Here is a 24,433-nt window from a genome sequence, read left to right on the forward strand (position 1 = left end):
CTCGCCCTTCAGACAGGCCCGGCACTGCCCGCAGACCGCCCGCCAGTTGAGGATGACGAAGTCCCCGACCGCGACGTTGGTGACGCCGGCGCCGACCGCGGAGACGGTCCCGGCGGCCTCGTGGCCGAGCAGGAACGGGAACCCGTCGCTGATGTTGCCTTCCCGGTAGTGCAGGTCGGTCGCGCAGACGCCGCACGCCTGGACGTCGACGACCGCCTCACCCGGCCCGGGGTCGGGCACGAGAATCGTCTCGACGGTGACCGGAGCACCCTTGCTGCGGGCGACGACGCCCTTCACCTCATGGGCCATGACGCTGGATCTCCTCTCGTGGGGGTGCGCAGACGCGGCGGGTGCGGGGGAGGGGTGCCGACTGCGGTGGAGATCCGCGGGAGATCGCTTCCGCCGTCCCCTTGACCCTGCCTGCCGGTCACCCTACGGTGTTAGACGACTGATATACCAGTCCTCGGCTCAATCTCCTGACAGAAGGGACTGCGGCATGGTCGTCCAGCTCGAAGGAGCCCTCCGGGGCTCGGACCGCGTGCTCGACCGATCGCTGGGGGACACCGACCCGGAGGTCTTCGAGGCGATCTCGGCCGAGCTGACCCGGCAGCAGACCACGCTGGAGATGATCGCCAGCGAGAACTTCGCCCCGGTCGCGGTCATGCAGGCCCAGGGTTCGGTCCTCACCAACAAGTACGCCGAGGGCTATCCCGGCCGGCGCTACTACGGTGGCTGCGAGCACGTCGACGTCGTCGAGCAGCTGGCCATCGACCGGCTGAAGGCGCTGTTCGGCGCCGAGTACGCCAACGTCCAGCCGCACTCGGGCGCCCAGGCCAACGCGGCGGCGATGTCCGCACTGCTGGAGCCCGGCGACACGATCCTCGGTCTCGACCTGGCGCACGGCGGTCACCTGACGCACGGCATGCGGCTCAACTTCTCCGGCAAGCTCTACGACGTCGCCGCCTACCACGTGGGCCGCGAGGACCACCGGGTCGACATGGCCGAGGTGGAGCAGCTGGCGAAGGAGCGGCGGCCCAGGCTCATCGTGGCCGGCTGGTCGGCCTACCCCCGGCACCTGGACTTCGCCGAGTTCCGCCGGATCGCCGACGAGGTCGGGGCGTACCTCATGGTGGACATGGCCCACTTCGCCGGGCTGGTCGCCACCGGGCTGCACCCGTCCCCGGTGCCGCACGCGCACGTGGTCACCTCGACCACCCACAAGACCCTCGGCGGCCCGCGCGGCGGGGTCATCCTGGCCACCGCGGACCTCGCGAAGAAGTTCAACTCGTCGGTCTTCCCCGGCCAGCAGGGCGGGCCGCTCGAGCACGTCATCGCCGCCAAGGCGGTGGCCTTCAAGCTGGCCGGTGAACCGGCCTTCCGCGAGCGCCAGGAGCGCACCCTCGCCGGCGCCCAGATCCTGGCCGACCGGTTGCTGGCCGCCGACTCCCGCGAGGCGGGGATCGACGTCGTCAGCGGCGGCACCGACGTCCACCTCGTCCTCGTGGACCTGCGGGAGTCGGAGCTCGACGGCCGGCAGGCCGAGGACCGCCTCCACTCCATCGGGATCACCGTCAACCGCAACGCCGTGCCCTTCGACCCCCGCCCGCCGATGGTCAGCTCCGGCGTCCGCATCGGCACCCCGGCGCTGGCCGCCCGCGGCTTCGGCCTCGACGACTTCACCGAGGTCGCCGACGTGATCGCCGCCGCGCTCCGCCCCTCGACCGGCGACGAGCAGCTCGCCGGACTCCGCGCGCGGGTCACCCGGCTCGCCGACCGCCACCCGCTCTACCCCGACCTGACGGAGGCCGGCCGATGAGTCCCCGCACCCCCGGCGCCGACCTGCCGGACCACCCGGCGTTCCTCTGGCGCGACCCGGAGCCCAAGCGCTCCTACGACGTGGTGATCGTCGGCGGCGGCGGCCACGGCCTGGCCACCGCGCACTACCTCGCCAAGAACCACGGCATCACCAACGTGGCGATCCTGGAGAAGGGGTGGCTGGCGGGCGGCAACATGGCCCGCAACACCACGATCATCCGGTCCAACTACCTGTGGGACGAGAGCTCGACGATCTACGAGCGCTCGCTGAAGCTGTGGGAGGGGCTCGAGGAGGACCTCGGCTACCCGATCCTGTTCAGCCAGCGCGGCGTGCTCAACCTCGCGCACACCCTGCAGGACGTCCGCGACAGCGTGCGGCGGGTCGAGGCCAACAAGCTCAACGGCGTCGACGCGGAGTGGGTGGAGCCGGACGAGGTCCGCAAGATCTGCCCGGTCGTCAACACGTCGGCCGACATCCGCTACCCGGTCCTGGGGGCGACGTACCAGCCGCGCGCGGGCATCGCCAAGCACGACTACGTGGCCTGGGGCTTCGCCCGACGCGCCGACGAGGCCGGCATCGACCTGATCCAGGACTGCGAGGTCACCGGGTTCGCCACCGACGGCAACCGGGTCACCGGGGTGCAGACCACCCGCGGCACCATCGCCGCCGGCACGGTCGCCCTCTGCGCGGCGGGCCACACCTCGGTCCTCACCGACATGCTCGGCATCCGCGTGCCGGTGCAGAGCCACCCGCTGCAGGCCCTGGTCTCCGAGCTGCTCGAGCCGGTGCACCCCACGGTGGTCATGTCCAACGCCGTGCACGTGTACGTCTCCCAGGCGCACAAGGGCGAGCTGGTCATGGGCGCCGGCGTCGACTCCTACAACGGCTACGGCCAGCGCGGCGCCTTCCACATCATCGAGCGCCAGATGGCCGCCGCCGTCGAGCTCTTCCCGGTGTTCGCGCGGGCGCACCTGCTGCGCACCTGGGGCGGCATCGTCGACGTCAGCCCCGACGCCTCGCCGATCGTGGGCCGCACCCCCTACGAGAACCTCTACCTGAACTGCGGCTGGGGCACCGGCGGGTTCAAGGCCACGCCCGGCATCGGCTGGGCCCTGGCGCACACCATCGCCCACGACGAGCCCCACCCGGACGTGGCGCCGTTCAGCCTCGATCGCTTCGTCACCGGCGCGCTCGTCGACGAGCACGGCGCCGCCGCCGTGGCCCACTGACCCAGGGAGTCCCCGTGCAACTCATCGCATGCCCGTGGTGCGGCCCCCGCGAGGAGGTCGAGTTCTCCTACGGGGGACAAGCCCACGTGGCCTACCCCGCCGAGCCGGCCGCGCTCTCCGACGAGCAGTGGGCCCACTACGTCTTCTTCCGCGACAACCCGAAGGGCCGCTTCGCCGAGCGCTGGAACCACAGCGCCGGCTGCCGCCGCTGGTTCAACGCCGTCCGCGACACCGCCACCTACCGCTTCGAGAGCGTGTACCGCCTCGACGAGCCGAAGCCGGTGACCTCATGAGCGCCCCCTTCCGCGCCGCCTCGGGCGGCCGTATCGACCGCGCCACGACGCTGCAGTTCACCTTCGACGGGCAGACCCACACCGGTCACCCCGGGGACACCCTGGCCTCCGCCCTCCTCGCCGCGGGCCGGCACCAGGTCGCCACCAGCATCAAGCTGGGGCGGCCCCGCGGGATCGCCGCGGCGTGGGCCGAGGACCCGGGCGGGCTGGTCCAGATCGAGGAGCCCTTCCCCGAGCCGATGCTGCTGGCCACCACGGTCGAGCTCCACGACGGGCTGGTCGCCCACGGCCTGCCGGGGCAGGGCCGGCTGGCCGACGTCCCCGACTCCGCCCGCTACGACGCCGTCCACCACCACGTCGACGTGCTCGTCGTGGGCGCGGGCCCCACGGGTCTGGCCGCCGCGCTCAGCGCCGCGCGGTCCGGCGCCCGCGTCGCCCTGGTCGACGAGCAGTCCGAGGCCGGCGGCTCCCTGCTGTCGGGCACCGACCGGCTCGACGGCGTCCCGGCGCTGGACTGGGTGGCGGACGCGGTCGCGGAACTGGCCCGCCACCCGGAGGTGCTGCACCTGCAGCGCACCACCGCGTTCGGCAGCTACGACGACGGCTTCGTCCTCGCCCTGGAGCGGCGCACCGACCACCTCGGCGCCGAGGCCCCCAAGCACGTCTCGCGCCAGCGGGTGTGGCGCCTCCGGGCACGGTCGATCGTCGTCGCGACCGGGGCGCACGAGCGCCCGGTGGTGTTCGCCGACAACGACCGCCCGGGCATCGTGCTCGCCGGTGCCGCGCGGACGTTCCTGCACCGCTACGGCGTGCTGCCCGGCCGCGACGCGGTCGTGTTCACCACCAACGACAGCGCCTACGACGCCGCCCTCGACCTGCACCGCGCCGGCGTGCGGGTGCAGGCGGTGGTCGACGCCCGGCCGGCGGGCTCGCCGCGGCGCCGCCAGGAGTGCGAGGACGCCGGCATCCGCGTCCTGTCCGGGGCGGTCGTGACCGGGACGCAGGGCGTCGAGCGGGTCACCCATGCGCTGGTCGCTCCGTTCGCCGACGGGGAGGTGGGCGCGAGCAGCGCGGTCGCCTGCGACCTGCTGCTGGTCAGCGGCGGCTGGAACCCCGCGGTGCACCTGTTCAGCCAGGCCCGCGGCCGGCTCCGCTACGACGAGGCCCTCGGGGCCTTCCTCCCCGGCGAGGAGGTCGACGGCCTGACGGTCGCCGGCTCCGCCGCCGGCGTCCTCGACCTGGCCGGGTGCCTGGCCGACGGGCAGCGGGTGGCGCGCGACGTGCTGTCGGCCCTGGCGATCCGGCCGGCGGGGGAGGACCGGCTGCCGGCCGCCCCGGAGCCCGTCGCCCCGGCACCGCCCCTGGTGCTCTGGCGGGTGCCGGACACGTCCGGCGCCGAGGGGGCCACGCAGTTCGTCGACCTCCAGCGCGACGCCACGGTCGCCGACATCGCCCGGGCGGTCGGCGCCGGGCTGCGCTCGATCGAGCACGTCAAGCGCTACACGACCATCGGGACCGCGCACGACCAGGGCAAGACCTCCGGCGTCCTGACCTCGGGGATCACCGCCGAGCTCCTCGGCGTCCCGGTGCAGGACACGGGCACCACCACGTTCCGCCCGCCGTACACCCCGGTGGCCTTCGCCGCGCTGGCCGGTCGCGACCGCGGCTCGCTGTTCGACCCCGAGCGGGTGACCGCCCTGCACGAGTGGCACGTGGCGGCCGGGGCGGTCTTCGAGGACGTCGGCCAGTGGAAGCGCCCCCGCTACTACCCGCAGCCGGGCGAGGACATGGAGGCCGCGGTCCTGCGAGAGTGCGCCGCCGCCCGGACGGGGGTCGGGATCCTCGACGGCTCCACCCTCGGCAAGATCGACGTCCAGGGGCCGGACGCCGCGGTCCTGCTCGACCGGCTCTACACCAACCTGATGAGCAGCCTGAAGGTGGGCGCGGTCCGCTACGGCGTCATGTGCGGCGTCGACGGCATGGTCATCGACGACGGCACCGTCCTGCGCCTGGCCGAGGACCGCTTCCTCGTCCTGACCACCACCGGTGGCGCGGCGAAGATCCTCGACTGGATGGAGGAGTGGCTCCAGACCGAGTGGCCGGAGCTGCGCGTGCACTGCACCTCGGTCACCGAGCAGTGGTGCACCTTCCCGGTCGTCGGTCCGCGGTCCCGGGACGTCGTCGGCGCCCTCTTCCCCGGCGTGGACGTCGCCAACGAGGCGTTCCCGTTCATGACCTGGCGGGACACCACCCTGGAGGGCGTGCCGGTCCGGCTGGCCCGGATCAGCTTCTCCGGCGAGCTCGCCTACGAGGTCTACGTCAACCCCTGGTACGCGGTCGCGGTGTGGCAGCGGCTGCTCGAGGCCGGCCGCCCGTACGGCATCACGCCGTACGGCACGGAGACCATGCACGTCCTGCGCGCGGAGAAGGGCTACCCGATCATCGGGCAGGACACCGACGGCACCGTCTCCCCGCACGACCTGGGCATGGCCTGGGCCGTCTCCAAGAAGAAGCCCGACTTCGTGGGCAAGCGGTCCTTCGCCCGCGCCGAGAACCAGAACCCGCTGCGCAAGCAGCTGGTCGGGCTGCTGCCGGTGGATCGGCGGACCGTGCTGCCGGAGGGCTCGCAGATCGTGGAGTTCCGCGCCGACGGTCAGCTGCCCCCTCCGCCGGTGCCGATGCTCGGGCACGTCACCTCCAGCTACCGCAGCGCCGAGCTCGGACGCCCGTTCGCCCTCGCCCTGGTCAAGGGCGGCCACGCCCGCCTCGGCGACACCGTCCACGTCCCCGTCAGCGGCACCCTCGTCCCGGTCGAGGTCACCGGGTCGGTGCTGGTCGACCCCGAAGGAGCCCGTCGCGATGGCTGAACTGCTGCGCACCCACCCGCTCGAGGCGTGGAGCAGCGCCTTCGCGGGCCTGCCCGACACCGTCGGCATCGCCGTCGAGCCGTTCGTGGCGATGGCCGACGTCCGGCTCGGCGCGGTCGGCCCCGAGGCGTCGGCGGCGCTGGGCGTCGAGCTGCCGACGGTGCCCAACACGTGGGTGCCGGCCGGCACGGGGCGGGCCGTCTGGCTCGGCCCCGACGAGTGGCTGCTCACCAGCACCTCCGAGGCCCCCGAGGAGCTGGAGGCCCGGGTCCGCGCCGCGGTCCTCCCGCTGGGCGGGTCCGCGACGGACGTCTCCGCCCAGCGGATCGGCCTGCGGCTGACGGGCGCCAGGGTGCGCGAGGTCCTCGCCAAGGGCTGCTCGGTCGACCTGCACCCGCGGGTGTTCGGCCGCGGGAGCTGCGCGCAGACCGCGCTCGGCCAGGCGGGCGTCGTGCTGCTGGCCCTCTCCGACGCCGGCGACGACCACGTCGTCCTCGTCCGGTCGTCCTTCGCCGCTTACCTGGCCGACTGGCTGCTGGACGCGGCCCTCGAGTTCACTCCCACCCCCACCCGCTGACGCGCCGTCGTCGGCACGCCCGGATCCACCCGCAGTCAGGAGCAGAGCAATGTCCACCACCCCTCGTGTGGTCATCATCGGAGCGGGGATCGTCGGCGCCAACCTGGCCGACGAGCTGACCGCTCGTGGCTGGGACCGCGTCACCGTGCTCGACCAGGGACCCCTCCCGCTGACCGGGGGCTCGACGTCGCACGCCCCGGGCCTGGTCTTCCAGACCAATGCCTCCAAGACGATGACGGCGTTCGCCAGCTACACGGTGGAGAAGTTCCTGGGCATCGACGTCGACGGCGCCTGGTGCTTCAACCAGGTCGGCGGCCTCGAGGTGGCCACCACGCCGGAGCGGCTCGCCGACCTGCACCGCAAGCAGGGCTGGGCCACCTCGTGGGGCGTGGAGTCGCAGGTCGTCGACGTGGACGAGTGCGTGCGGCTGCACCCGCTGGTCGACCGCGACCGCATCCTCGGCGGGCTGCACATCCCCAGCGACGGCCTGGCCAAGGCGTCGCGGGCGGTCATCGCGCTCGCCCGCCGCGCCGAGGCCCGGGGAGCCCGCTTCCAGGGGTCCACCCGGGTGACCGGCATCGAGCAGGCCGGCGGCCGGGTGACCGGCGTCCGGACCCCGGACGGCGTCGTCCCCGCCGATGTCGTGGTCTCCTGCGCCGGCTTCTGGGGTCAGGAGCTCGGCGAGATGGTGGGGATGGACGTCCCCCTGCTGCCGTTGGCCCACCAGTTCGTCTGGACCGGCCAGGTGCCGGAGCTGGTCGGGCGCAACGACGAGCTCACCGAGGCGAGCCTGCCGATCCTGCGCCACCAGGACCAGGACCTCTACTACCGCGAGCGCGGCGACTGCCTCGGGATCGGGTCCTACGCCCACCGGCCGATGCCGGTCGACCTGCGCGAGCTGCCCCAGGGCGACGACGTCCGGGAGTCGGCGATGCCCTCGATGCTGCCCTTCACCGACGAGGACTTCGCCGGCCCGTGGGAGCAGAGCCAGCTGCTGCTGCCCTCGCTGCGCTCGTCGAAGATCGACTCCGGCTTCAACGGCGTCTTCTCGTTCACGCCGGACGGCGGCCCGCTGATCGGGGAGTCGGCCGACGTCTCCGGGTTCTGGATCGCCGAGGCGGTCTGGGTGACCCACTCCGCCGGCGTCGCCCGCGCGGTGGCCCAGCTGCTGGTCGACGGGCGCAGCGAGATCGACCTGCACGGCTGCGACGTACACCGCTTCGAGGACGTCCAGCTCGCCCCGGAGTACGTCAGCGAGACCTCGCAGCAGAACTTCGTCGAGATCTACGACGTGCTGCACCCGCTGCAGCCCCGGCTGTCCCCGCGCAACCTGCGGGTGAGCCCGTTCCACGCGCGGCAGGAGCAGCTCGGCGCGGTCTTCCTCGAGGGCGGCGGCTGGGAGCGGCCGCACTGGTACGAGGCCAACGCCGCGCTGGTCGACGACCTGCCGACGGAGTGGATCCCGCCGGCGCGGGACTCCTGGAGCGCGCAGTTCCACTCGCCCATCGCGGCGGTCGAGGCGTGGAAGACCCGCACCGCCGTGGCGGTGTACGACATGACGCCGCTCAAGCGGCTGGAGGTCAGCGGCCCCGGCGCTCTCGCCCTGCTGCAGCGGCTGACGACCGGGGAGATGGACAAGTCGATCGGCGCCGTCACCTACACGCTCGCCCTCGACCATGCCGGCGGCATCCGCAGCGACCTCACCGTGGCCCGGCTGGGCGAGCAGCTGTTCCAGGTGGGCGCCAACGGCCCCCTCGACCTCGACCACCTCCAGCGCCAGGCGCCGGACGACGGCACGGTCCAGGTCCGGGACGTCACCGGGGGCACCTGCTGCATCGGCCTGTGGGGCCCGCGCGCCCGGGACGTCGTCTCGGCGCTCACCTCCGACGACTTCTCCAACGACGGGCTCAAGTACTTCCGTGCCAAGCGGGCCCGGATCGGGGGAGTGCCGGTGACGGCGATGCGGCTGTCCTACGTCGGTGAGCTGGGCTGGGAGCTCTACACCAGCGCCGACAACGGCCAGCGGCTGTGGGACGTCCTGTGGGCCGCCGGTCAGGAGCACGGCATCGTCGCCGCGGGCCGCGCCGCCTTCAGCAGCCTCCGGCTGGAGAAGGGCTACCGAGCCTGGGGCCACGACATGACCACCGAGCACAACCCGTACGAGGCCGGCCTCGGGTTCGCGGTCCGGGCCCAGAAGGAGGGCTACGTCGGGCAGGAGGCGATCGCCGGGATCAGCGACGACACGGTCGGCCGCCGGCTGTCCTGCCTCACGATCGACGACGGCACCAGCGTCGTCCTCGGGCACGAGCCGGTCTTCGTCGACGGCCGGCCGGCCGGCTACGTGACCAGCGCGGCCTTCGGGCACACCGTCGGCCGGCCGATCGCCTACGCCTGGCTGCCCGCCTCGGCGACCGTCGGCACGGCCGTCGAGATCGAGTACTTCGGCCGCCGGATCGCCGCGACCGTCGCCGCCGAGCCGCTCGTCGACCCGGGGATGACCCGGCTCCGCGGCTGAGGAGAGGACCCCCTTGCCCCCCACCGCCCCGAAGGAGCCGCCCGTGCGCACCGACAGCATCGAGACCTTCCTGGCGCAGCTCGCCGCCAGGGTGCCCGCCCCGGGAGGAGGGGCCACCGCCGCACTGCACGCGGCCCAGGCCGCTGCCCTCGTGGCGATGGTCGCCCGGTACAGCGACTCGGCCCGGTTCGCCGATCACGCCGAGGAGATCACCACCGTCACGGCGACCGCGGACCGGCTGCGCCAGAACGCGCTGGGCCTGGCCGAGGAGGACGCCGCGGCCTTCACCGCGGTGACGACGGCGTACGGGCTCCCGAAGGGCACGCCGGCCGAGGTGGCGGCGCGGTCGGCGGCGATCTCGACGGCCCTGGTCGCGGCGGCCTCCGTGCCGGCGATCGTCATCGCCGTCGCCGAGCAGGTGCTGGCCCTGGCCGAGCAGCTGCTGCCGATCGGCAACCGCAACGTCATCAGCGACGTCGCCGCCGCCGCGGAGGCGGCCCGAGCCGCGGCCACCACGGCCCGGGTCAACGTGGAGGTCAACCTCGGCGGCATCAAGGACCCGGCGGTGTGGGGAGAGCTCGCGGCGGTCGTCGACACCGTCGACGACCTCGTCCTGCGCGCGGAGAAGGTCACCGCCGCCGTCCGGGACGGACTGGTGCGATGACCGCCGAGCTGAGCGGGAGCGAGCTGGCCGCCGGCATCCGGGCCGAGGTCGCCGCCGCGGCCGTGGAGCTGGCCGCGGCCGGGACGCCGCCCCGGCTGGCCGTGGTCGTCGCGACGGCGGACGAGTCCAGCGCCTGGTACGTCCGCTCCATCGCCCGCGCCGCGGAGCGGACCGGCATCGCCTGCACGGTCGTCGACCTCGGGGAGACGGCGACGCCGGACCGGATCCGCGCCGAGCTGGCCGCGCTCAGCGCGGACCCCGCGGTGCACGGGATCATCCTGCAGACCCCGCTGCCGGCCGACGCGGTCGTCGAGGACCTGGCCGCGTCGATCGACCCGGCCAAGGACGTCGACGGCGCCAACCCGCTCAGCCTGGGACGGCTGGCCGCGGGCCTGCCCGCCTTCGCGCCGGCGACCGCCGAGGCGGTGCTGGCGCTGCTGGACCACCACGGGATCCCGCTGTCCGGCGCGTCCGCCGTCGTCGTCGGCCGGTCGACCGTCGTCGGCAAGCCCGCGGCGCTCCTGCTGCTGCAGCGGGACACGACGGTGACCGTCTGCCACAGCCGCACCAAGGACCTCGCCGAGGTGACCCGATCGGCGGACGTGCTGGTCGCCGCCGTCGGGCGACCGGAGCTCATCACGGCCGAGTACGTCGCCGAGGGCGCGGTCGTCATCGACGTCGGGACCAACCCGGCGCCCGACGGCGGACTGGTCGGGGACGTCGACGCCCGCTCGGTCTCCGGGCGCGCCGCCGGCCTCACCCCGGTGCCCGGCGGGGTCGGCCCGGTCACCACCGCGCTGCTGCTTCGGCACACGGTCGACTCCGCACGCCGCTGACAGAGGACCCCCTCCTCCCCACCCCTCGCGAGCTCGGGGCGGTGCCCGGGAGGGGGCCGCCGGACGAACAGATCGGAGCACCTCATGACCGGCACGGCCGTGGCCGACGTCGCGCACCACCCGCCCGCGGACCCCGGCGCCGCGGCGCCCGCCCTCGGCCGGGCGCTCGCGACGAGGCGGCCGCTGGTCTGCGGCATCCTCAACGTCACCCCCGACTCCTTCTCCGACGGCGGGTTGTTCGACAGCCTCGATCGCGCCGTCGAGCACGGCTGCCGGATGGCGGAGGAGGGAGCCGACCTCCTCGACGTGGGCGGGGAGTCGACCCGGCCCGGCTCGCGCCCGCCGACCCTCGCCGAGGAACTGGACCGCGTCGTCCCGGTCATCGAGGCCCTGGCCCGCCGGGTCCCGGTGCCGCTGTCGGTGGACACCTCGCGTCCCGAGGTCATGCGGGCCGCGGTGGCCGCCGGCGCGAGCATGGTCAACGACGTGCGGGCGCTGCAGCGGCCGGGGAGCCTCGCGGCGGCGGCGCAGCTCGGCGTCCCGGTGTGCCTCATGCACATGCAGCGGTCACCGGAGACCATGCAGGAGGACCCGCGCTACCGGGACGTCGTCGCCGAGGTGCGCGGCTTCCTCGCCGAGCGCATCGCCGCCTGCCTCGACGCCGGTGTCCGCCCGGAGCACCTGGTCATCGACCCGGGGTTCGGGTTCGGCAAGACGCTGGCGCACAACGTCGCGCTCCTGGCGTCGCTCGACGCGTTCACCGGCCTCGGGGTCCCGGTCATGGTGGGGCTGTCCCGCAAGTCCGTGCTGGGCCGGCTGACCGGACGGACCGTCGGGGATCGGCTGCCCGGCTCGCTGGCTGCGGCGCTGGTCGCGGCCCAGCGGGGCGCGTCCGTGCTGCGCGTGCACGACGTCGCGGCGACGCGGGACGTCCTGGCGATCCTGGACGCCGTCGGCCCGGCCTGAGCAAGGACCCTCTGCTCCCCACCGCTCGCGAGCTCGCGGCGGGACCCTGTAGAGGGGCCGAAGGGCGCTGTGAGCGGGGGTCCTTTCTCAGATCACCGCGCGGATGGTCCGCTCGAAGCCCAGGACGTGCTCGCGGGCGAGGTCGTCGGCCCGGTCGGCGTCCCCGGCGGCGATCGCGCGGAGCAGCTCCACGTGCTCCCCGACGTGCGCGTCGACGGTGGGCAGCCGGTCGAGGAACAGGCAGAAGATCCGCGTCGCCAGGTTGTCGTAGCGGATCAGGACGTCCTCGAGGTGGGGATTGCCCGCGGCCCGGTAGATGGCCCGGTGCACCGCGAGGTCCCAGCGCATCAGCTCGGTCCGGTCGACCCGGGCGACCTCCAGCTGCTCGATGTGCGTGGCCAGCTCGGCCAGCTCGGTGTGCATCGTCCGGGTGGCGCGCTCGGCGGCCCGGCGGGCCGCCAGCGGCTCGAGCATGGCCCGGATCTCGGAGATGTGCGCCAGATCGGAGATGTCCATGCCCGTCGCGAACGTGCCCCGACGCGGGTAGGAGACCACGAGCCGGTCACCCTCCAGGCGCTTCAACGCCTCGCGGACCGGCGTCCGGCCCACGCCCAGGTCCTTGGCCAGCTCGTCGTCGTCGATCGGATCGCCGGGGCGGATGTCGAGCATGATCAGCCGGTCCCGGATCGCCACGTAGGCCTTGTCCGCCAGGGACGTGGCGGCCGACGGGTCGAGGTCCAGCGGGGCGACGGTCACGAGCAGATCGTAGAGGTTGACCGCCAACAGATCTTGCCTCTTCAGAGGGATCGACATACGGTTACTGTACTTCTGATATACCAACTGTGTACCTGAGCCGTGGGTGGTGCTCGACACAGCGACGGAAAGGGGGCACAGGATGACCATCAGCGCCTTCGACCTGTTCAAGATCGGAATCGGTCCGTCCAGCTCGCACACCGTCGGCCCCATGCGGGCCGCCTGCACCTTCGCTTCCCGCCTGACCACGGAGGGGCTGCTCGACCGGGTGGCCGGTGTCCGGTGCGAGCTGTTCGGCTCGCTGGGCGCCACCGGGCACGGCCACGGCAGCGTCAAGGCCGTCGTCCTCGGACTGGAGGGCGAGCAACCCGACCTCGTCGACCCCCTCGCGGCCGAGCCTCGGGTCGAGGCCATCCGCCGGGAGGGCGAGCTCCGGCTGGGAGGGAAGCACCCCATCGCGTTCTCGGTGGACGACGACGTCGTGCTGCACCGACGCAAGCGGCTGGAGTTCCACAGCAACGGCATGCTCTTCGTCGCCGTCGACGCCGATGGGGCGGAGCTCCTCCGCCGTGAGTACTACTCGGTGGGCGGCGGCTTCGTCCTCGACGAGGACGAGGCCGGCACCCCGGTGATCGTCGAGGACAGCACGCCCGTGCGGTACCCGTTCAGCACCGGCGAGGAGCTGCTGGCCCGCACCCGTGACACCGGCCTGCGGATCAGCGACGTGATGCTGGCCAACGAGCTCTCCTGGCGCACCGAGACCGAGATCCGCGCCGGGCTGCTGCACATCTGGTCGGCGATGCAGGAGTGTGTGGAGCAGGGGACCCGGACCACCGGCGTCCTGCCCGGGGGGCTCAAGGTCCGCCGGCGCGCGGCCGCGCTGCGGGCCCAGCTGGAGGACCACCCGGACGACACCGACCCGCTCCGTGCGATGGAGTGGGTGACCCTCTACGCCCTTGCGGTCAACGAGGAGAACGCCGCCGGTGGGCGGGTGGTGACCGCGCCGACGAACGGCGCCGCCGGCATCGTGCCGGCCGTCCTGCACTACTACCGCGACTTCGTCGGCTCCTTCTGCGAGGACGGGGTGGTGCGGTTCCTGCTCACCGCCGCGGCGATCGGGCTGCTGTTCAAGGAGAACGCGTCCATCTCCGGCGCGGAGGTGGGCTGCCAGGGCGAGGTCGGCTCGGCCTGCTCCATGGCCGCCGCCGGCCTGGCCGAGGTGATCGGGGGAACTCCCGAACAGGTCGAGAACGCCGCCGAGATCGGCATCGAGCACAACCTCGGGCTCACCTGCGACCCGGTCGGGGGACTGGTGCAGATCCCGTGCATCGAGCGCAACGCCGTCGGCTCGGTCAAGGCCATCACCGCGGCCCGCATGGCCATCCGCGGCGACGGCCGCCACCACGTCCCGCTGGACAAGGCGATCAAGACCATGCGCGAGACCGGCGCGGACATGAAGGACAAGTACAAGGAGACCGCCCGTGGCGGGCTGGCGCTCAACATCGTCGAGTGCTGAGGAGGCACCCGTGTCCCACCCCTTCACCCTCACGCTCAGCTGCCAGGAGCGTCCGGGCATCGTGCACGCGGTCAGCTCGTTCCTGTTCGAGCACGGCTGCGACATCGTCGAGCACCAGCAGTTCGACGACGCCGTCCGCGGCCAGCTGTTCCTGCGGACCGAGTTCGTCTGCTCGCAGGACACCGGCACCGACCGCTTGTCGGCGACGTTCCAGACGGTGGCCGACGAGTTCGGCATGACCTACCAGGTGAGCGGCGACCAGCCGCCCCGGGTGCTGGTCATGGTCTCCAAGCTGGGCCACTGCCTCAACGACCTCATCTTCCGCTGGCGCGCCGGCAACCTCGGCGCCGAGCTCGTCGCCGTGGTCTCCAACCACGAGGACCTGCGTCCGATGGCCGAGGCGGCCCGGTTGCCGTTCCACCACGTGCCCGTGACGCCGGCGACCAAGCAGCAGGCCGAGGAGCGGCTGCTCGAGCTGGTCGACGAGCTCCGGGCCGACCTGGTCGTCCTGGCCCGCTACATGCAGGTGCTCTCCGACGAGACCTGCGCCGCCCTGCACGGCCGGGCGATCAACATCCACCACTCCTTCCTGCCGGGCTTCAAGGGCGCCAAGCCCTACCACCAGGCCTTCGACCGCGGGGTGAAGCTGGTCGGCGCGACGGCGCACTACGTGACGCCGGACCTGGACGAGGGCCCGATCATCGAGCAGGAGGTCATCCGCATCGACCACACCTTCGACCCGCGCGCGCTGGCCACCGTCGGCCAGGACGCCGAGGCGCTCGCCCTGTCCCGGGCCGTGCGCTGGCACAGCGAGCGCCGGGTGCTGCTCAACGGCCACAGCACGGTCGTCTTCCGGTGAGCCGGCAGCGGGCGAGCTGATGGCGACCGGGACGGCGGGACTGCTGTCGCCTCCCGGCGCACCCTCGTCCCGCGCCGCGCTCGACCGCGTCCGCCGGTACCTCTACGAGGAGCTCGGGCCGCAGCGGGGTCCGGCGGGTGGAGGGCTCGGGCGCGCCCGGGCCCTCTTCGGCGAGCTGGGGCACCCGCAGGAGCGCTTCCGCGCCGTGCACGTGGCGGGTACCGCGGGCAAGGGGTCGGTGAGCACCTTCGTCGCGAGCCTGCTCCGGGCGCACGGGTTCCGGGTCGGCGTCCACCTGTCGCCGCACGTCTACACCCTCCTCGAGCGCTTCCAGCTGGACGGCGAGCCGGCTCCCGCCGAGCTCGTCGACGCCGCCCTGGCCCGGATCCGGCCGGCCGTGGCGGCGGTGGAGCGGGCCGGGCACGGCCGCCCGTCGTTCTTCGAGGTCACCAACGCCGTCGCCTTCGGGCTGTTCGCCGATCGGGTCGACTACGGGGTGGTCGAGACGGGGGTCGGGGGCCTGCTCGACTCCACCAACACGATCTCCCGGGCGGACAAGCTCGCGGTCATCACGCCGATCGGCCTGGACCACCAGGACCTGCTCGGGGCCACGCTCGGCGAGATCGCTGCGCAGAAGGCCGGCATCCTGCCGTTCGGGGGGCGGGCGCTCGCGGCTCGCCCCCAGGACGCCGAGGTGGAGGACGTGCTGAGCGCCGAGGCGGCCCGCCGCGGCTGCGCCCTCGGGTGGGCCGATCAGGGTCCGCCGGCGGTGCGGGCCCGGACCGGGCCGGGCGGCACCGAGCTCCGCCTCCGGGGCGGGCCGCCCCTGCCCCTCGGCCTGACCGGGCGGCACCAGGCCGGCAACGCCCACCTCGCGCTGCGTGCCGTCGAGGCGATCGCCGCCCGGGACGGGTGGGCCATGGCTGCCGACGCCGTCCGGCAGGGGCTGCGGAGCGCCACCCTGCCCGGCCGGTTCGAACGCCGGGGAATCGGCGGCCGGACCGCCGTCCTCGACGGAGCGCACAACCCGATGAAGCTCGCCTCGTTGGTGGCGACCCTGCACGAGGTCCACCCCGGCGCCCGCTTCCCGTGGGTGCTCGCGTTCAAGCAGGACAAGGACCTGGCGGCCGCCCTGCGGGTGGTCGCACCGGCGGCCTCCGTCGTCGTCGCGACCCGGTTCCGCACCGACGGCGGCGACCACCGCGCCGACACGTCCGTCCCCGCCGGGCAGGTCGCCACGGCGGCGGGCGAGTGCGGGGTCGAGGCCGTGGTGGAGGAGGACCCGGCGCGCGCGGTGGCCCGCGCCGCGGAGCGGGCCGGGGCGGGGCTGCCGGTCGTGGTCAGCGGCTCGTTCCACCTGCTCGGCGCCGTCTCCGGGGCGACGGTGTGAGCTGGGCCCGCTTCGACGACCTGGTGTCCGGCACGGCCGTCCGCTGTCCCGCTCCGGACCGGGTCCTGGTGGCCCAGCACCCCGGTGAGGTCGTCGGCGTGCTGGCCGAGGTCCAACGAGCCACCGACGCCGGCCGGTGGGCGTTCGGGTACGTCGCCTACGAGGCCGCCGCCGGGCTGGATCCGCACCTGGCGGTGCACCGGTCCACGCCGCTGGGGATGCCGCTGGCGTGGTTCGGCATCTGCGACGAGCCGGTCCCCGTGCCCCCGCTCGAGGCGGCCGGGCCGGGTGGAGGGCAGGCAGGAGCGGCGTGGCGACCCGCGTGGACGCCGGCCGGCCACGCCGACGGCGTCGCGCGCATCCGGGAGCGGATCGCCGCCGGCGACACGTTCCAGTGCAACCTGACCGTGCGGATGTCCGGACTCGTGGCGGGGGACCCCCTCGACCTGTACCGGGACCTGGCGCTGGGCCAGCGTGGCGCCCACAACGCCTACCTCGACCTCGGTCGCTTCGTCGTCGCCAGCGCCAGCCCCGAGCTGTTCTTCGAGCGCCGCGGGGACGACCTGCTGCTCCGCCCCATGAAGGGGACGGCGCGGCGCGGACGGCACCGGGACGAGGACCGGCGCCTGGCCCGGCAGCTGTGCGCCAGCCCCAAGGAGCGGGCCGAGAACGTCATGATCGTCGACCTCCTGCGCAACGACGTCGGCCGGGTCGCGGAGATCGGCAGCGTCGACGTCCCCAGGCTCTTCACCGTCGAGCGGTACGAGACCGTCCTGCAGCTCACCTCCGACGTCACGGCCCGCGTCAGCCCCGGGACCGGGCTGGTGGAGCTCTTCCGGGCGCTGTTCCCGTGCGGGTCGGTCACGGGAGCGCCCAAGGCCAGCTCCATGGAGATCATCCGGTCCGTCGAACCGGAGCCCCGTGGCGTCTACTGCGGAGCCATCGGCCTGGTGGGGCCACCGGGCGCACCGGTGCGGGCCCGCTTCAGCGTGGCCATCCGCACCGTCGCGGTCGACCGGACCACGGGGGAGGCCGTGTACGGCACCGGGGGCGGCATCACCTGGGGCTCCGAGGCGGCCGCCGAGCACGACGAGGTGCTCGCCAAGGCGGCCGTCCTCCGCGCCCGTCCCCGCGAGTTCGAGCTGATGGAGACGATGCGGTACGAGCCGGAGGGTGGTCTGCGCAACCGGGACCGCCACCTGCACCGCCTGGCCGCCTCGGCCGAGCACCTGGGCTTCCGGTTCGACCTGCCGACGGCGCGCCGCGTGGTGGGCGCGCGGCCGGCGGGGGAACCGGCGGCACGCGTGCGGCTCCGCCTCCGGCGCGACGGGACGCTCGCCGTCGACGTCGAGGCGCTACCCGCGCCCGCGGCCGGCCCGGTGCTGCTCGCGGTCGACGACGATCCGGTCGACCCGGGGCAGGCCTGGCTGTACCACAAGACCAGCATGCGCGAGCCGTACGACCGGCGCGCCCGGCGGCGGCCCGACGTCGACGACGTGGTCCTGGTCAACACCAGGGGCGAGGTGACCGAGACGACCCGCGCCTCCCTCGCGCTGCGGCTCGACGGACGGTGGTGGACGCCACCGCTGGCATCCGGCTGCCTCCCCGGCGTCGAGCGGGCGCGGCTGCTCGAGGCGGGCCGGCTGCGGGAGCGGGTGCTCCGCGTCGCCGACCTCGACCGGGCGGAGGGCATCGCGGTCCTCAGCTCGCTGCGCGGATGGCGTGCCGCGGAGCTGAGCGGCCGGACGCCGGCGAGGGAACCCGTCCCGCCGGCGGTGTCGGTACCGATCGGCTAACGAGTCGACGGCGTCGGGGTGTGCGCGGTGACCTGAGGGCGCAGGATCCCTCTGGCCCCGATCCGAAGGAGAACACGTGGCAATCAGTCGTTCTGTCATGCGAGGCGTCCCGGTCGCCATGGCCGCCGCCCTGCTGGTCGCCTGCGGGGGCGGTGACGACGAGGGCACCACCGAGAGCACGCAGCAGCTGAGTCCGGAGGAACCCGTGTCGATCCTGGTCGGCACCCTCCCGATCCCGGACAACGCCCCGCTCTTCCTCGCCATCCAGGAGGGCTACTTCGAGGAGGAGGGCCTCGAGGTCGAGACCCAGATGGTCGCGGGCGGATCCGCCGCCCTCCCGGCCATGGTCGCCGGCGACCTGCAGTTCAGCAGCTCGAACTGGACCACGGTGCTCCAGGCGGCCAGCCAGGGCCTGCCCGCGCAGATGGTCTGGGAGATGACCGGCCCGAAGGAGGGCGTCAACGGGATCATGGTCGCGGGGAACGCCCCGTACCAGACCCAGGCCGACCTGCGGGGCCAGCGGATCGCGGTGAACACCCTCGCCGGCCTGGTCGAGCTGCAGGTCCGGGAGTGCATGGCCGCCGGTGGCCTGGAGGAGGGTGACTACGAGCTCGTAGAGATCCCGTTCCCCGACATGCCGGCGGCGATCCAGCAGGGCAACGTGGCCGCCGCCTTCATCGGCGAGCCGTTCACCACTCTCGCCGAGGACCAGGGCGCGCGGGTCGTCGCCGAACCGTCGACCTGCAGCGAGCGGCTGGCCGAGATGCCCGTCATCGGCTTCATGACCACGTCGCAGTACTCCGCGGAGAACCCCGAGGTCACGTCGGCGTTCGCCCGCGCCCTGGAGCGCGGGGCGGAGCTGGCCGAGTCCGATCCGCAGCAGGTCATCGACATCCTGCCGACCTACACCCAGCTCACCCCGGAGCTGGCTGGGCGCATGACCCTGCCGGCGTGGCTCGAGGACCGGGCGCCCAGCACCGAGCGGGCCGAGGTGACCCAGGAGGCGATGATCGAGTTCGGGTTCATCGACGAGCCGGTCGACGACCTGGAGGCGCTGATCGCACCGGTCGACTGACCCTGCCGCCTCTGCGGTCGACCCGGTCCGGGCGTTCCCCGGGTGCCGATCCGGCGCCCGGGGAACGCGCCACCCGCGGGCCTCGACGGCGAACGACCCGCCCCGGGTCCGGGGCCCGCTCACGCCGGTGGCAGGGTGACCTCCGTCACATCGACGCGCCGGGCGGCTCGCCGGGCAGGGAGTGGGGGGTCATGCGCAGGTGGGGGAGTCGGCTGACCGCGGTGGCCGGGGCCGTGGTGTTGATCGGTGGTGGGTCGTCGGTGGCCGTCGCGGATCCGGCGACGGTGGAGCCGGCGGTGCCACCCGGGGAGTACCGGGGGGACCTCGCCAGCGGCGCGGACTGGCTGGCGCACGTGCCGGCGCGGTGGAACGGGACCGTCGTCGTCTTCGCGCACGGGTTCGGGGCCATGACGGCCCAGGACGCCCCGGACGAGCCGACCCGGGCGGAGCTGCTCGAGCAGGGGTACGCCCTCGTGGGGTCGTCCTACTCGGGGCCGTCGTTGTGGGCGCTGGCCACCGCGGTCGACGACCAGTTCGCCGCGCTCGCCGCGTTCGAGGAGCTGCTCGGCGTCGAGCCGGAGCGGACCATCGCGTTCGGCCGGTCCATGGGCGGGCTGGTGAGCGCCCTGCAGGCGCAGGACCCGCGGGGCGAGCTCGACGGCGTGCTGACCACCTGCGGACTCGTCGCCGGGGCGCTCAACCTGAACAACTACCAGCTCGACGGCGTGTACACCCTGGCGCACCTGCTGGCCCCGGGGCAGCCGATACCGCTGGTCCGCTACGAGAGCCCCGAGCAGGCTGCCCAGGCCGCCGCCGACCTGATCGCCGCGGTCACCGCGGCGCAGGACACCGCGGAGGGACGCGCCCGCATCGCCCTGGCCTCGGCCTTCCTCAACATGGCCACCTGGTACGTCGACGACCCCGAGGGTGACCCGGGCGAGGGACCGGCGGCGCCGGACGACTACGCGGCCCAGCAGGTCGAGCAGTTCGAGGCGCTGGTGGACCGCGGCCTGGAGCGGTACGTGACCGGCCGGCAGCAGATCGAGCTCGTGGCCGGCGGCAACAGCGCCTACAACGCCGGCGTGGACTACCGGGAGCTGCTGGACAGCAGCGTGCACGCCGAGCAGGTCCGCGCCCTCTACCGCGAGGCCGGGCTCGACCTGGACGCCGACCTGGCCACCCTCACCCGGGACGCGGACATCGAGGCCGATCCGGACGCCGTCGCCGAGCTGACCCGCACCTCGATGGTGACCGGTGACCTCGAGGTCCCGCAGCTGGCCATCCACACCACGGCCGACGAGCTCGTGCCGGTGGAGCACGAGGACTGGTACGCCGAGCAGGTGGACCGGGCCGGTGACGACCGGCTCCTGCGGCAGGCCTACGTCGAGGGCGCCGGGCACTGCCGGTTCCAGCCGGCCGAGCAGGTCGCGGCCCTGCAGGCCCTCGAGCGGCGGATCGAGGCCGGCCGGTGGGCCGGCGCGGCCCGCCCGGACCGGCTGAACGCCGCAGCGGACGCCCTGGAGCTCGGGACCACCGCCAGGTTCGTGGAGTACGACCCGCCACGCCTGGTCGGCGGGCTCGGCGAGCCGGGACGCCGGGCTCGCTAGCGTCGCACCTGACACCGCTGCCGACGGCGCGTCAGTGGTGGTCGCCGTGCCGGCCGAGGGTCTCCACGGGGGTCGCGCCGGGGCGGGTCCACTGCGGCACGGGCCGGCTGGTCGGGCCCCAGGTGGGGTTCCCGTCCGCGTCCGAACGCCAGTACCAGCACGGGTGACTCCCCTCGGGCCAGCCCTCGGGCTTGTCCTCCCACGCCTCGCCACGGCCGTACGGCGTCCGGTCGAGCAGGCCGAACGACCCGGCCACCGGCTCGTTGCCACGGCCGGTCGTGGAGTAGGTGAGGAACGCGCGGTCGCCGTCGCGCAGGTAGCTGGTGAGGTAGCCCATCGCGCCGCCGACCGGCTCGTCGACGTCGCGCACGGAGTACCAGGGCTGGGTGTAGCCCATGAACTCGACGTAGGCGGCCACCTCGTCCCACCGGCCCGTGGTCAGGATGGCGAACGAGACGCCGCGGGCGTTGAGGTAGACGGCGTCCTTCAGCTGCCAGGTCGTCATGGTGCAGCCCTCGCACTGCCCCTGGTGCGGCGCGCCGTCGTACCACATGTGCTTGTAGACCACGAGCTCGTCACGCCCCTGGAACAGGTCCAGGAACGGGACCGGGCCGTCGGGTCCCACGACCTCGACCGTCCCGTCGAACTCCACCATCGGCAGCCGACGGCGGTCGGCGGCGAGGGCGTCGCCCGCGCGGGTGTGGGCCTTCTCGCGGACCAGGAGCTCGTTCCGGGCGGCCTGCCAGGTGGCCAGGTCGACGACGGGCGGGCGGCCGGGCAGCGCGGTGGTCGGGTTCCTCGGCGTGGTCGTCATGGCGTCCTCCGTGGTGTCTGGTGCCGGGCGCCGTCGTCCGACGTCCGCCGACACCAGGACAGACCCACGGCCCCGCCGGAACTCATCGCGGCGGGGCCGTCGGCCGGGCCGGACCGGATCCCGGATCGTCAGGCAGGACCCGGTCGGCTCTCGTCCACGCCGGGCACCCGCCCCAGGTCGAGGGCGTGGGCACCCATGGTGATGTTCACCAGGTCGCCGGTCGCCTGGTCGAGACCGAACTGGATGCCCACGGTGCGACGCGCCGCCAGGTCGATGAGCACCATCCCCTCGACGCCCACGTTCTTCTCCAGCCAGGAGAACAGGTAGGTCTGCTCGCGCAGCTTCCAGTAGGTCGCGCGGTCGGTGTCCCCGACGCCGAGCTCGGCGCCGCCGAGGCAGATCCAGGTGAAGAGGTGCTGGTTGAGGTAGACGTGGTCGTAGACGTCGTCGCTGCTGTACGCGTAGCGGATCCGGTGGCCGAGCAGCTCGGTCGTGCGCGGGTGGGCGCCGCCGGCGGTGGCGTCGGAGTCGGCGAGCTGTCCCTGGAACCACTGCTGACGGGCCAGGTGCGGGTCCGGTTCCAGCCCGAGCTCGCCGACGGCGCCGGTCGCCTGGCCGCTGCGCGTGTCGAGGGCCATCGTCACGACCACGGGGTGGTCGTCGCCGCTGCGGCGGTAGTGCAGGAAGAACAGGCCCGGCTGCATCTCGAACAGCTCGTGGGTCTCGGTGCCCTCCCGGGTGGCGCCGCCCTCCTGCAGCGTCCACCGCAGGGTCTCCGCGCCGAACTCGTGCACCAGCGTGACATCGGAGCCGAGGTCGTCGGGGACACGGCACCGCAGTTCCAGGCGCTGTCCCTCGAGCGCCGTGGAGAGCGGCGGGCGGTACTCGTCGAAGCCGTCGGCCATCTCGGTGAGCGACGTCCAGTCGTCCTTGGCCCAGCTGAAGGTGGTGGCGGTGGTCATCGGAGGTCCTCCGGATCGGTGCGGGTCGGGGGTGTCAGGAGCGGGGGGTGACGCCGGGGACGTCCCGGACCGTGGGTGCCGCGGACGGAGGAGCGGCCGCGGCGATCGCCTCGGGGCTCGGGGAGTCCTCGCTGAGGTCCCGCCACTGGATGGGGCGCCTGTCCTGCACGACCTGGCGGTAGACGAAGAGCACCACCGACAGCGCCAGGATCCCGATGCCGATCAGGGACTCCCGCATGCCGCCGTAGCCGGCGTCGGACGGGTGCGTCGCGCCCCAGAGGGTGATGAACACGTTGAGGACGAAGATCACCGTCGCGACCGGGATCCAGATCCGCCCGCGGCGGATCGGCCGCGGCCAGCCGGGCCGGTCCTTGCGCAGGAGGAGGAAGGCGCCGACGCCGAGGGTGATCGCCGTCATGTAGCCGAGGTTGCTGGCCAGCAGGATCGCCACCGAGGACGACAGCAGCAGGAGGTGCGCGGTGTTGATGACCGCGTCGATGGTGAGCGAGCGACCCGGGACGCCCCACCGGTTCAGCCAGTCGAGCTGGCGGATGGTCATGCCCTCCTGGGCCAGCCCGTAGAGCGCCCGGCCGCCGTCCGCCGTGGTCGAGACCATCGCCAGCCACAGGGAGAAGACGAGGACGAGGGTCCCGATCCAGCCCTGGCCGCCGAAGAGCTGGTCGAACGCCACGGTGATGTAGCCGACGGGGTTCTCGGTGAGCGTCCCCTCGCCGATCGCGCCGGTGACCCCGATCGGGATGGCGACGAAGGCGATGAGCATGAAGGTCGACGTCGCCTTCAGCGCCTTGGCGGTGTCGCGGACGGTGTCCTTGTACTCGGGCGCGAAGGACGCGGCGATCTCCACGCCGTAGGTGGTCCACGCGGTGATGTAGAACCAGACGATCACGGCGCTGAACGTCGCCCCCGGACCCCAGGTGAGGTTGGCGGCGTCCCACTGGCCCTGCACGAGCGCGGCCACGACGACGACCACCAGGGCGACGGTGACCATGACGCCGACGACCTTGTTCACCGTGGCCGCCAGGCGGATGCCGACGTAGTTGACCGCCCAGGCGGCCCAGACCGAGATGATCGCGAAGACGTGCCCGAGACCGAGCTCGTTGCCGAGGAAGGACACCGTCGACGTCGAGCCGGCGAACCACTCCGCCTGGATGATGCCGCCGAGCGCGGACGCGGTCACCGCGATCGCCAGGGACCAGCCGATCCAGTACCCGAAGGAGGCGATCGCGCCCAGCGGTGCGAAGTACCGCTTCCAGCCCTCGATCGCGTAGCGGGCGACGCCGCCCGACTTCCCGGGGAACATCGCGGCCAGCTCGGCGAAGAGGCGGTTCTGCAGGAGCCCGATGACGGATCCGGTGATCCAGATGGCGATCGCCGTCCAGGCCCCGAGGACGCCGACGGCGAAGCCCAGGGTGACGAACAGTCCGTTCACGCTGACGATGGACAGGGCGAGCCCGTCCTTCCAGGTCAGCGTCTTGTGGAGGTGGGGCGTGGCCTCGACCTCGTCGTGCGTGGGGGTCATGGTGGCGTCCTTCGGGGGAGTGGGGGTCGGTGCGAGCGGCGTCGAGGGGCGGCCGGTCAGTCGACCGGCATCCAGGCCATGTCGATGGAGACGACCTCGCTGACCGCGGCCATCCGCAGGAACTCGGGCATGTCCGCGGCCTTGGCGTTGGCCGCTTCGGCCTGCTCGGTGCTGTCGTAGATCCAGACGTCGGTCCAGAGGCCGTCCTCGCCCCTGGCGATGACCGGTGCGGCGACGAAGCCGGGGATGGCGGCCGCGACGGCGGCCACGGCGCCGGGCCGGCTGGCGAGGAACTCCTCCTCCTGGCCCTCGTGGACGCGGAGGTGGACGAACTCGACGAGGTGCTGCGACACGGTGG

The 24,433-nt window shown here is 73.5% G+C and carries 21 protein-coding genes; 15 read left to right on the top strand and 6 right to left on the bottom strand.

From position 1 onward, the window contains the following. Positions 1-309: alcohol dehydrogenase catalytic domain-containing protein (locus MY520_RS24035; protein WP_436695208.1), on the bottom strand; the 309-nt coding region annotated here is incomplete at its 3' end. Between the two features lie 187 nt (positions 310-496). Here MY520_RS24035 and glyA point away from each other — a divergent pair. The 9 genes from glyA to folP all read left to right on the top strand — a co-directional run bounded on the left by glyA (position 497) and on the right by folP (position 11,763). Next, positions 497-1,816 (top strand): serine hydroxymethyltransferase, encoded by a 1,320-nt coding sequence (gene glyA / locus MY520_RS24040; protein ID WP_436695209.1) that lies wholly within the window; start codon positions 497-499, stop codon positions 1,814-1,816. Beyond that, positions 1,813-3,045 (top strand): sarcosine oxidase subunit beta family protein, encoded by a 1,233-nt coding sequence (locus MY520_RS24045; RefSeq protein WP_436695210.1) that lies wholly within the window; start codon positions 1,813-1,815, stop codon positions 3,043-3,045. Before glyA ends, MY520_RS24045 begins: the two co-directional genes overlap by 4 nt. Before the next feature lie 14 nt (positions 3,046-3,059). Next, positions 3,060-3,338: a sarcosine oxidase subunit delta gene (locus tag MY520_RS24050; protein WP_436695211.1), complete on the top strand. Its 279-nt coding sequence runs from the start codon at positions 3,060-3,062 to the stop codon at positions 3,336-3,338. Further along, a complete protein-coding gene (locus tag MY520_RS24055; RefSeq protein ID WP_436695212.1) occupies positions 3,335-6,205 on the top strand; it encodes a 2Fe-2S iron-sulfur cluster-binding protein in 2,871 nt (956 codons plus the stop codon). The genes MY520_RS24050 and MY520_RS24055 overlap by 4 nt, the downstream gene beginning before the upstream one ends. Further along, complete coding sequence (locus MY520_RS24060; protein ID WP_436695213.1) at positions 6,198-6,782, top strand: sarcosine oxidase subunit gamma; 585 nt, start codon at positions 6,198-6,200, stop codon at positions 6,780-6,782. Before MY520_RS24055 ends, MY520_RS24060 begins: the two co-directional genes overlap by 8 nt. A gap of 49 nt (positions 6,783-6,831) precedes the next feature. After that, entirely contained in the window at positions 6,832-9,297 is a 2,466-nt protein-coding gene (locus MY520_RS24065; RefSeq protein WP_436695214.1) for a GcvT family protein, read from the top strand. 43 nt (positions 9,298-9,340) lie between these two features. After that, on the top strand, positions 9,341-9,961 hold the full coding sequence (locus MY520_RS24070; protein ID WP_436695215.1) for a cyclodeaminase/cyclohydrolase family protein: 621 nt from the start codon (positions 9,341-9,343) through the stop codon (positions 9,959-9,961). Beyond that, positions 9,958-10,797: a bifunctional 5,10-methylenetetrahydrofolate dehydrogenase/5,10-methenyltetrahydrofolate cyclohydrolase gene (locus MY520_RS24075; protein WP_436695216.1), complete on the top strand. Its 840-nt coding sequence runs from the start codon at positions 9,958-9,960 to the stop codon at positions 10,795-10,797. The genes MY520_RS24070 and MY520_RS24075 overlap by 4 nt, the downstream gene beginning before the upstream one ends. Positions 10,798-10,881: 84 nt before the next feature. Next, positions 10,882-11,763: a dihydropteroate synthase gene (gene folP, locus MY520_RS24080; protein ID WP_436695217.1), complete on the top strand. Its 882-nt coding sequence runs from the start codon at positions 10,882-10,884 to the stop codon at positions 11,761-11,763. 87 nt (positions 11,764-11,850) lie between these two features. On the opposite strand, the gene MY520_RS24085 is transcribed toward folP, so the two are convergent. Continuing rightward, positions 11,851-12,576, bottom strand: a complete 726-nt coding sequence (locus MY520_RS24085) for a GntR family transcriptional regulator (protein ID WP_436695218.1) — start codon at positions 12,574-12,576, stop codon at positions 11,851-11,853. An 82-nt stretch (positions 12,577-12,658) separates the two neighbouring features. Between MY520_RS24085 and MY520_RS24090 the strand changes: the two genes are divergently transcribed. The 6 genes from MY520_RS24090 to MY520_RS24115 all read left to right on the top strand — a co-directional run bounded on the left by MY520_RS24090 (position 12,659) and on the right by MY520_RS24115 (position 20,759). Continuing rightward, positions 12,659-14,032, top strand: a complete 1,374-nt coding sequence (locus tag MY520_RS24090; RefSeq protein ID WP_436695219.1) for an L-serine ammonia-lyase — start codon at positions 12,659-12,661, stop codon at positions 14,030-14,032. Positions 14,033-14,042: 10 nt separating this feature from the next. After that, a complete protein-coding gene (gene purU, locus MY520_RS24095; protein ID WP_436695220.1) occupies positions 14,043-14,891 on the top strand; it encodes a formyltetrahydrofolate deformylase in 849 nt (282 codons plus the stop codon). A 19-nt stretch (positions 14,892-14,910) separates the two neighbouring features. Then, on the top strand, positions 14,911-16,281 hold the full coding sequence (locus tag MY520_RS24100) for a bifunctional folylpolyglutamate synthase/dihydrofolate synthase (protein WP_436695221.1): 1,371 nt from the start codon (positions 14,911-14,913) through the stop codon (positions 16,279-16,281). After that, positions 16,278-18,077 (top strand): aminodeoxychorismate synthase component I, encoded by a 1,800-nt coding sequence (pabB, locus tag MY520_RS24105; RefSeq protein ID WP_436695222.1) that lies wholly within the window; start codon positions 16,278-16,280, stop codon positions 18,075-18,077. The genes MY520_RS24100 and pabB overlap by 4 nt, the downstream gene beginning before the upstream one ends. A gap of 97 nt (positions 18,078-18,174) precedes the next feature. Continuing rightward, positions 18,175-19,152, top strand: coding sequence for an ABC transporter substrate-binding protein (locus tag MY520_RS24110; protein WP_436695223.1), 978 nt, complete (start codon positions 18,175-18,177; stop codon positions 19,150-19,152). A 191-nt stretch (positions 19,153-19,343) separates the two neighbouring features. After that, a complete protein-coding gene (locus MY520_RS24115) occupies positions 19,344-20,759 on the top strand; it encodes a hypothetical protein (protein WP_436695224.1) in 1,416 nt (471 codons plus the stop codon). 31 nt (positions 20,760-20,790) lie between these two features. Here the strand turns inward: MY520_RS24115 and MY520_RS24120 are convergent, their stop codons facing one another. From MY520_RS24120 to MY520_RS24135, 4 genes are all read right to left on the bottom strand, one after another. After that, on the bottom strand, positions 20,791-21,573 hold the full coding sequence (locus MY520_RS24120) for a DUF899 family protein (RefSeq protein ID WP_436695225.1): 783 nt from the start codon (positions 21,571-21,573) through the stop codon (positions 20,791-20,793). Positions 21,574-21,701: 128 nt separating this feature from the next. Next, complete coding sequence (locus MY520_RS24125) at positions 21,702-22,535, bottom strand: MoaF C-terminal domain-containing protein (protein ID WP_436695226.1); 834 nt, start codon at positions 22,533-22,535, stop codon at positions 21,702-21,704. Positions 22,536-22,569: 34 nt separating this feature from the next. After that, entirely contained in the window at positions 22,570-24,075 is a 1,506-nt protein-coding gene (locus MY520_RS24130) for an APC family permease (protein WP_436695227.1), read from the bottom strand. Between the two features lie 56 nt (positions 24,076-24,131). After that, complete coding sequence (locus MY520_RS24135; RefSeq protein WP_436695228.1) at positions 24,132-24,428, bottom strand: hypothetical protein; 297 nt, start codon at positions 24,426-24,428, stop codon at positions 24,132-24,134. Positions 24,429-24,433 lie beyond the last annotated feature (5 nt).

The sequence above is a fragment of the Geodermatophilus sp. CPCC 205506 genome (assembly GCF_051383635.1).
GTDB lineage: Bacteria > Actinomycetota > Actinomycetes > Mycobacteriales > Geodermatophilaceae > Geodermatophilus.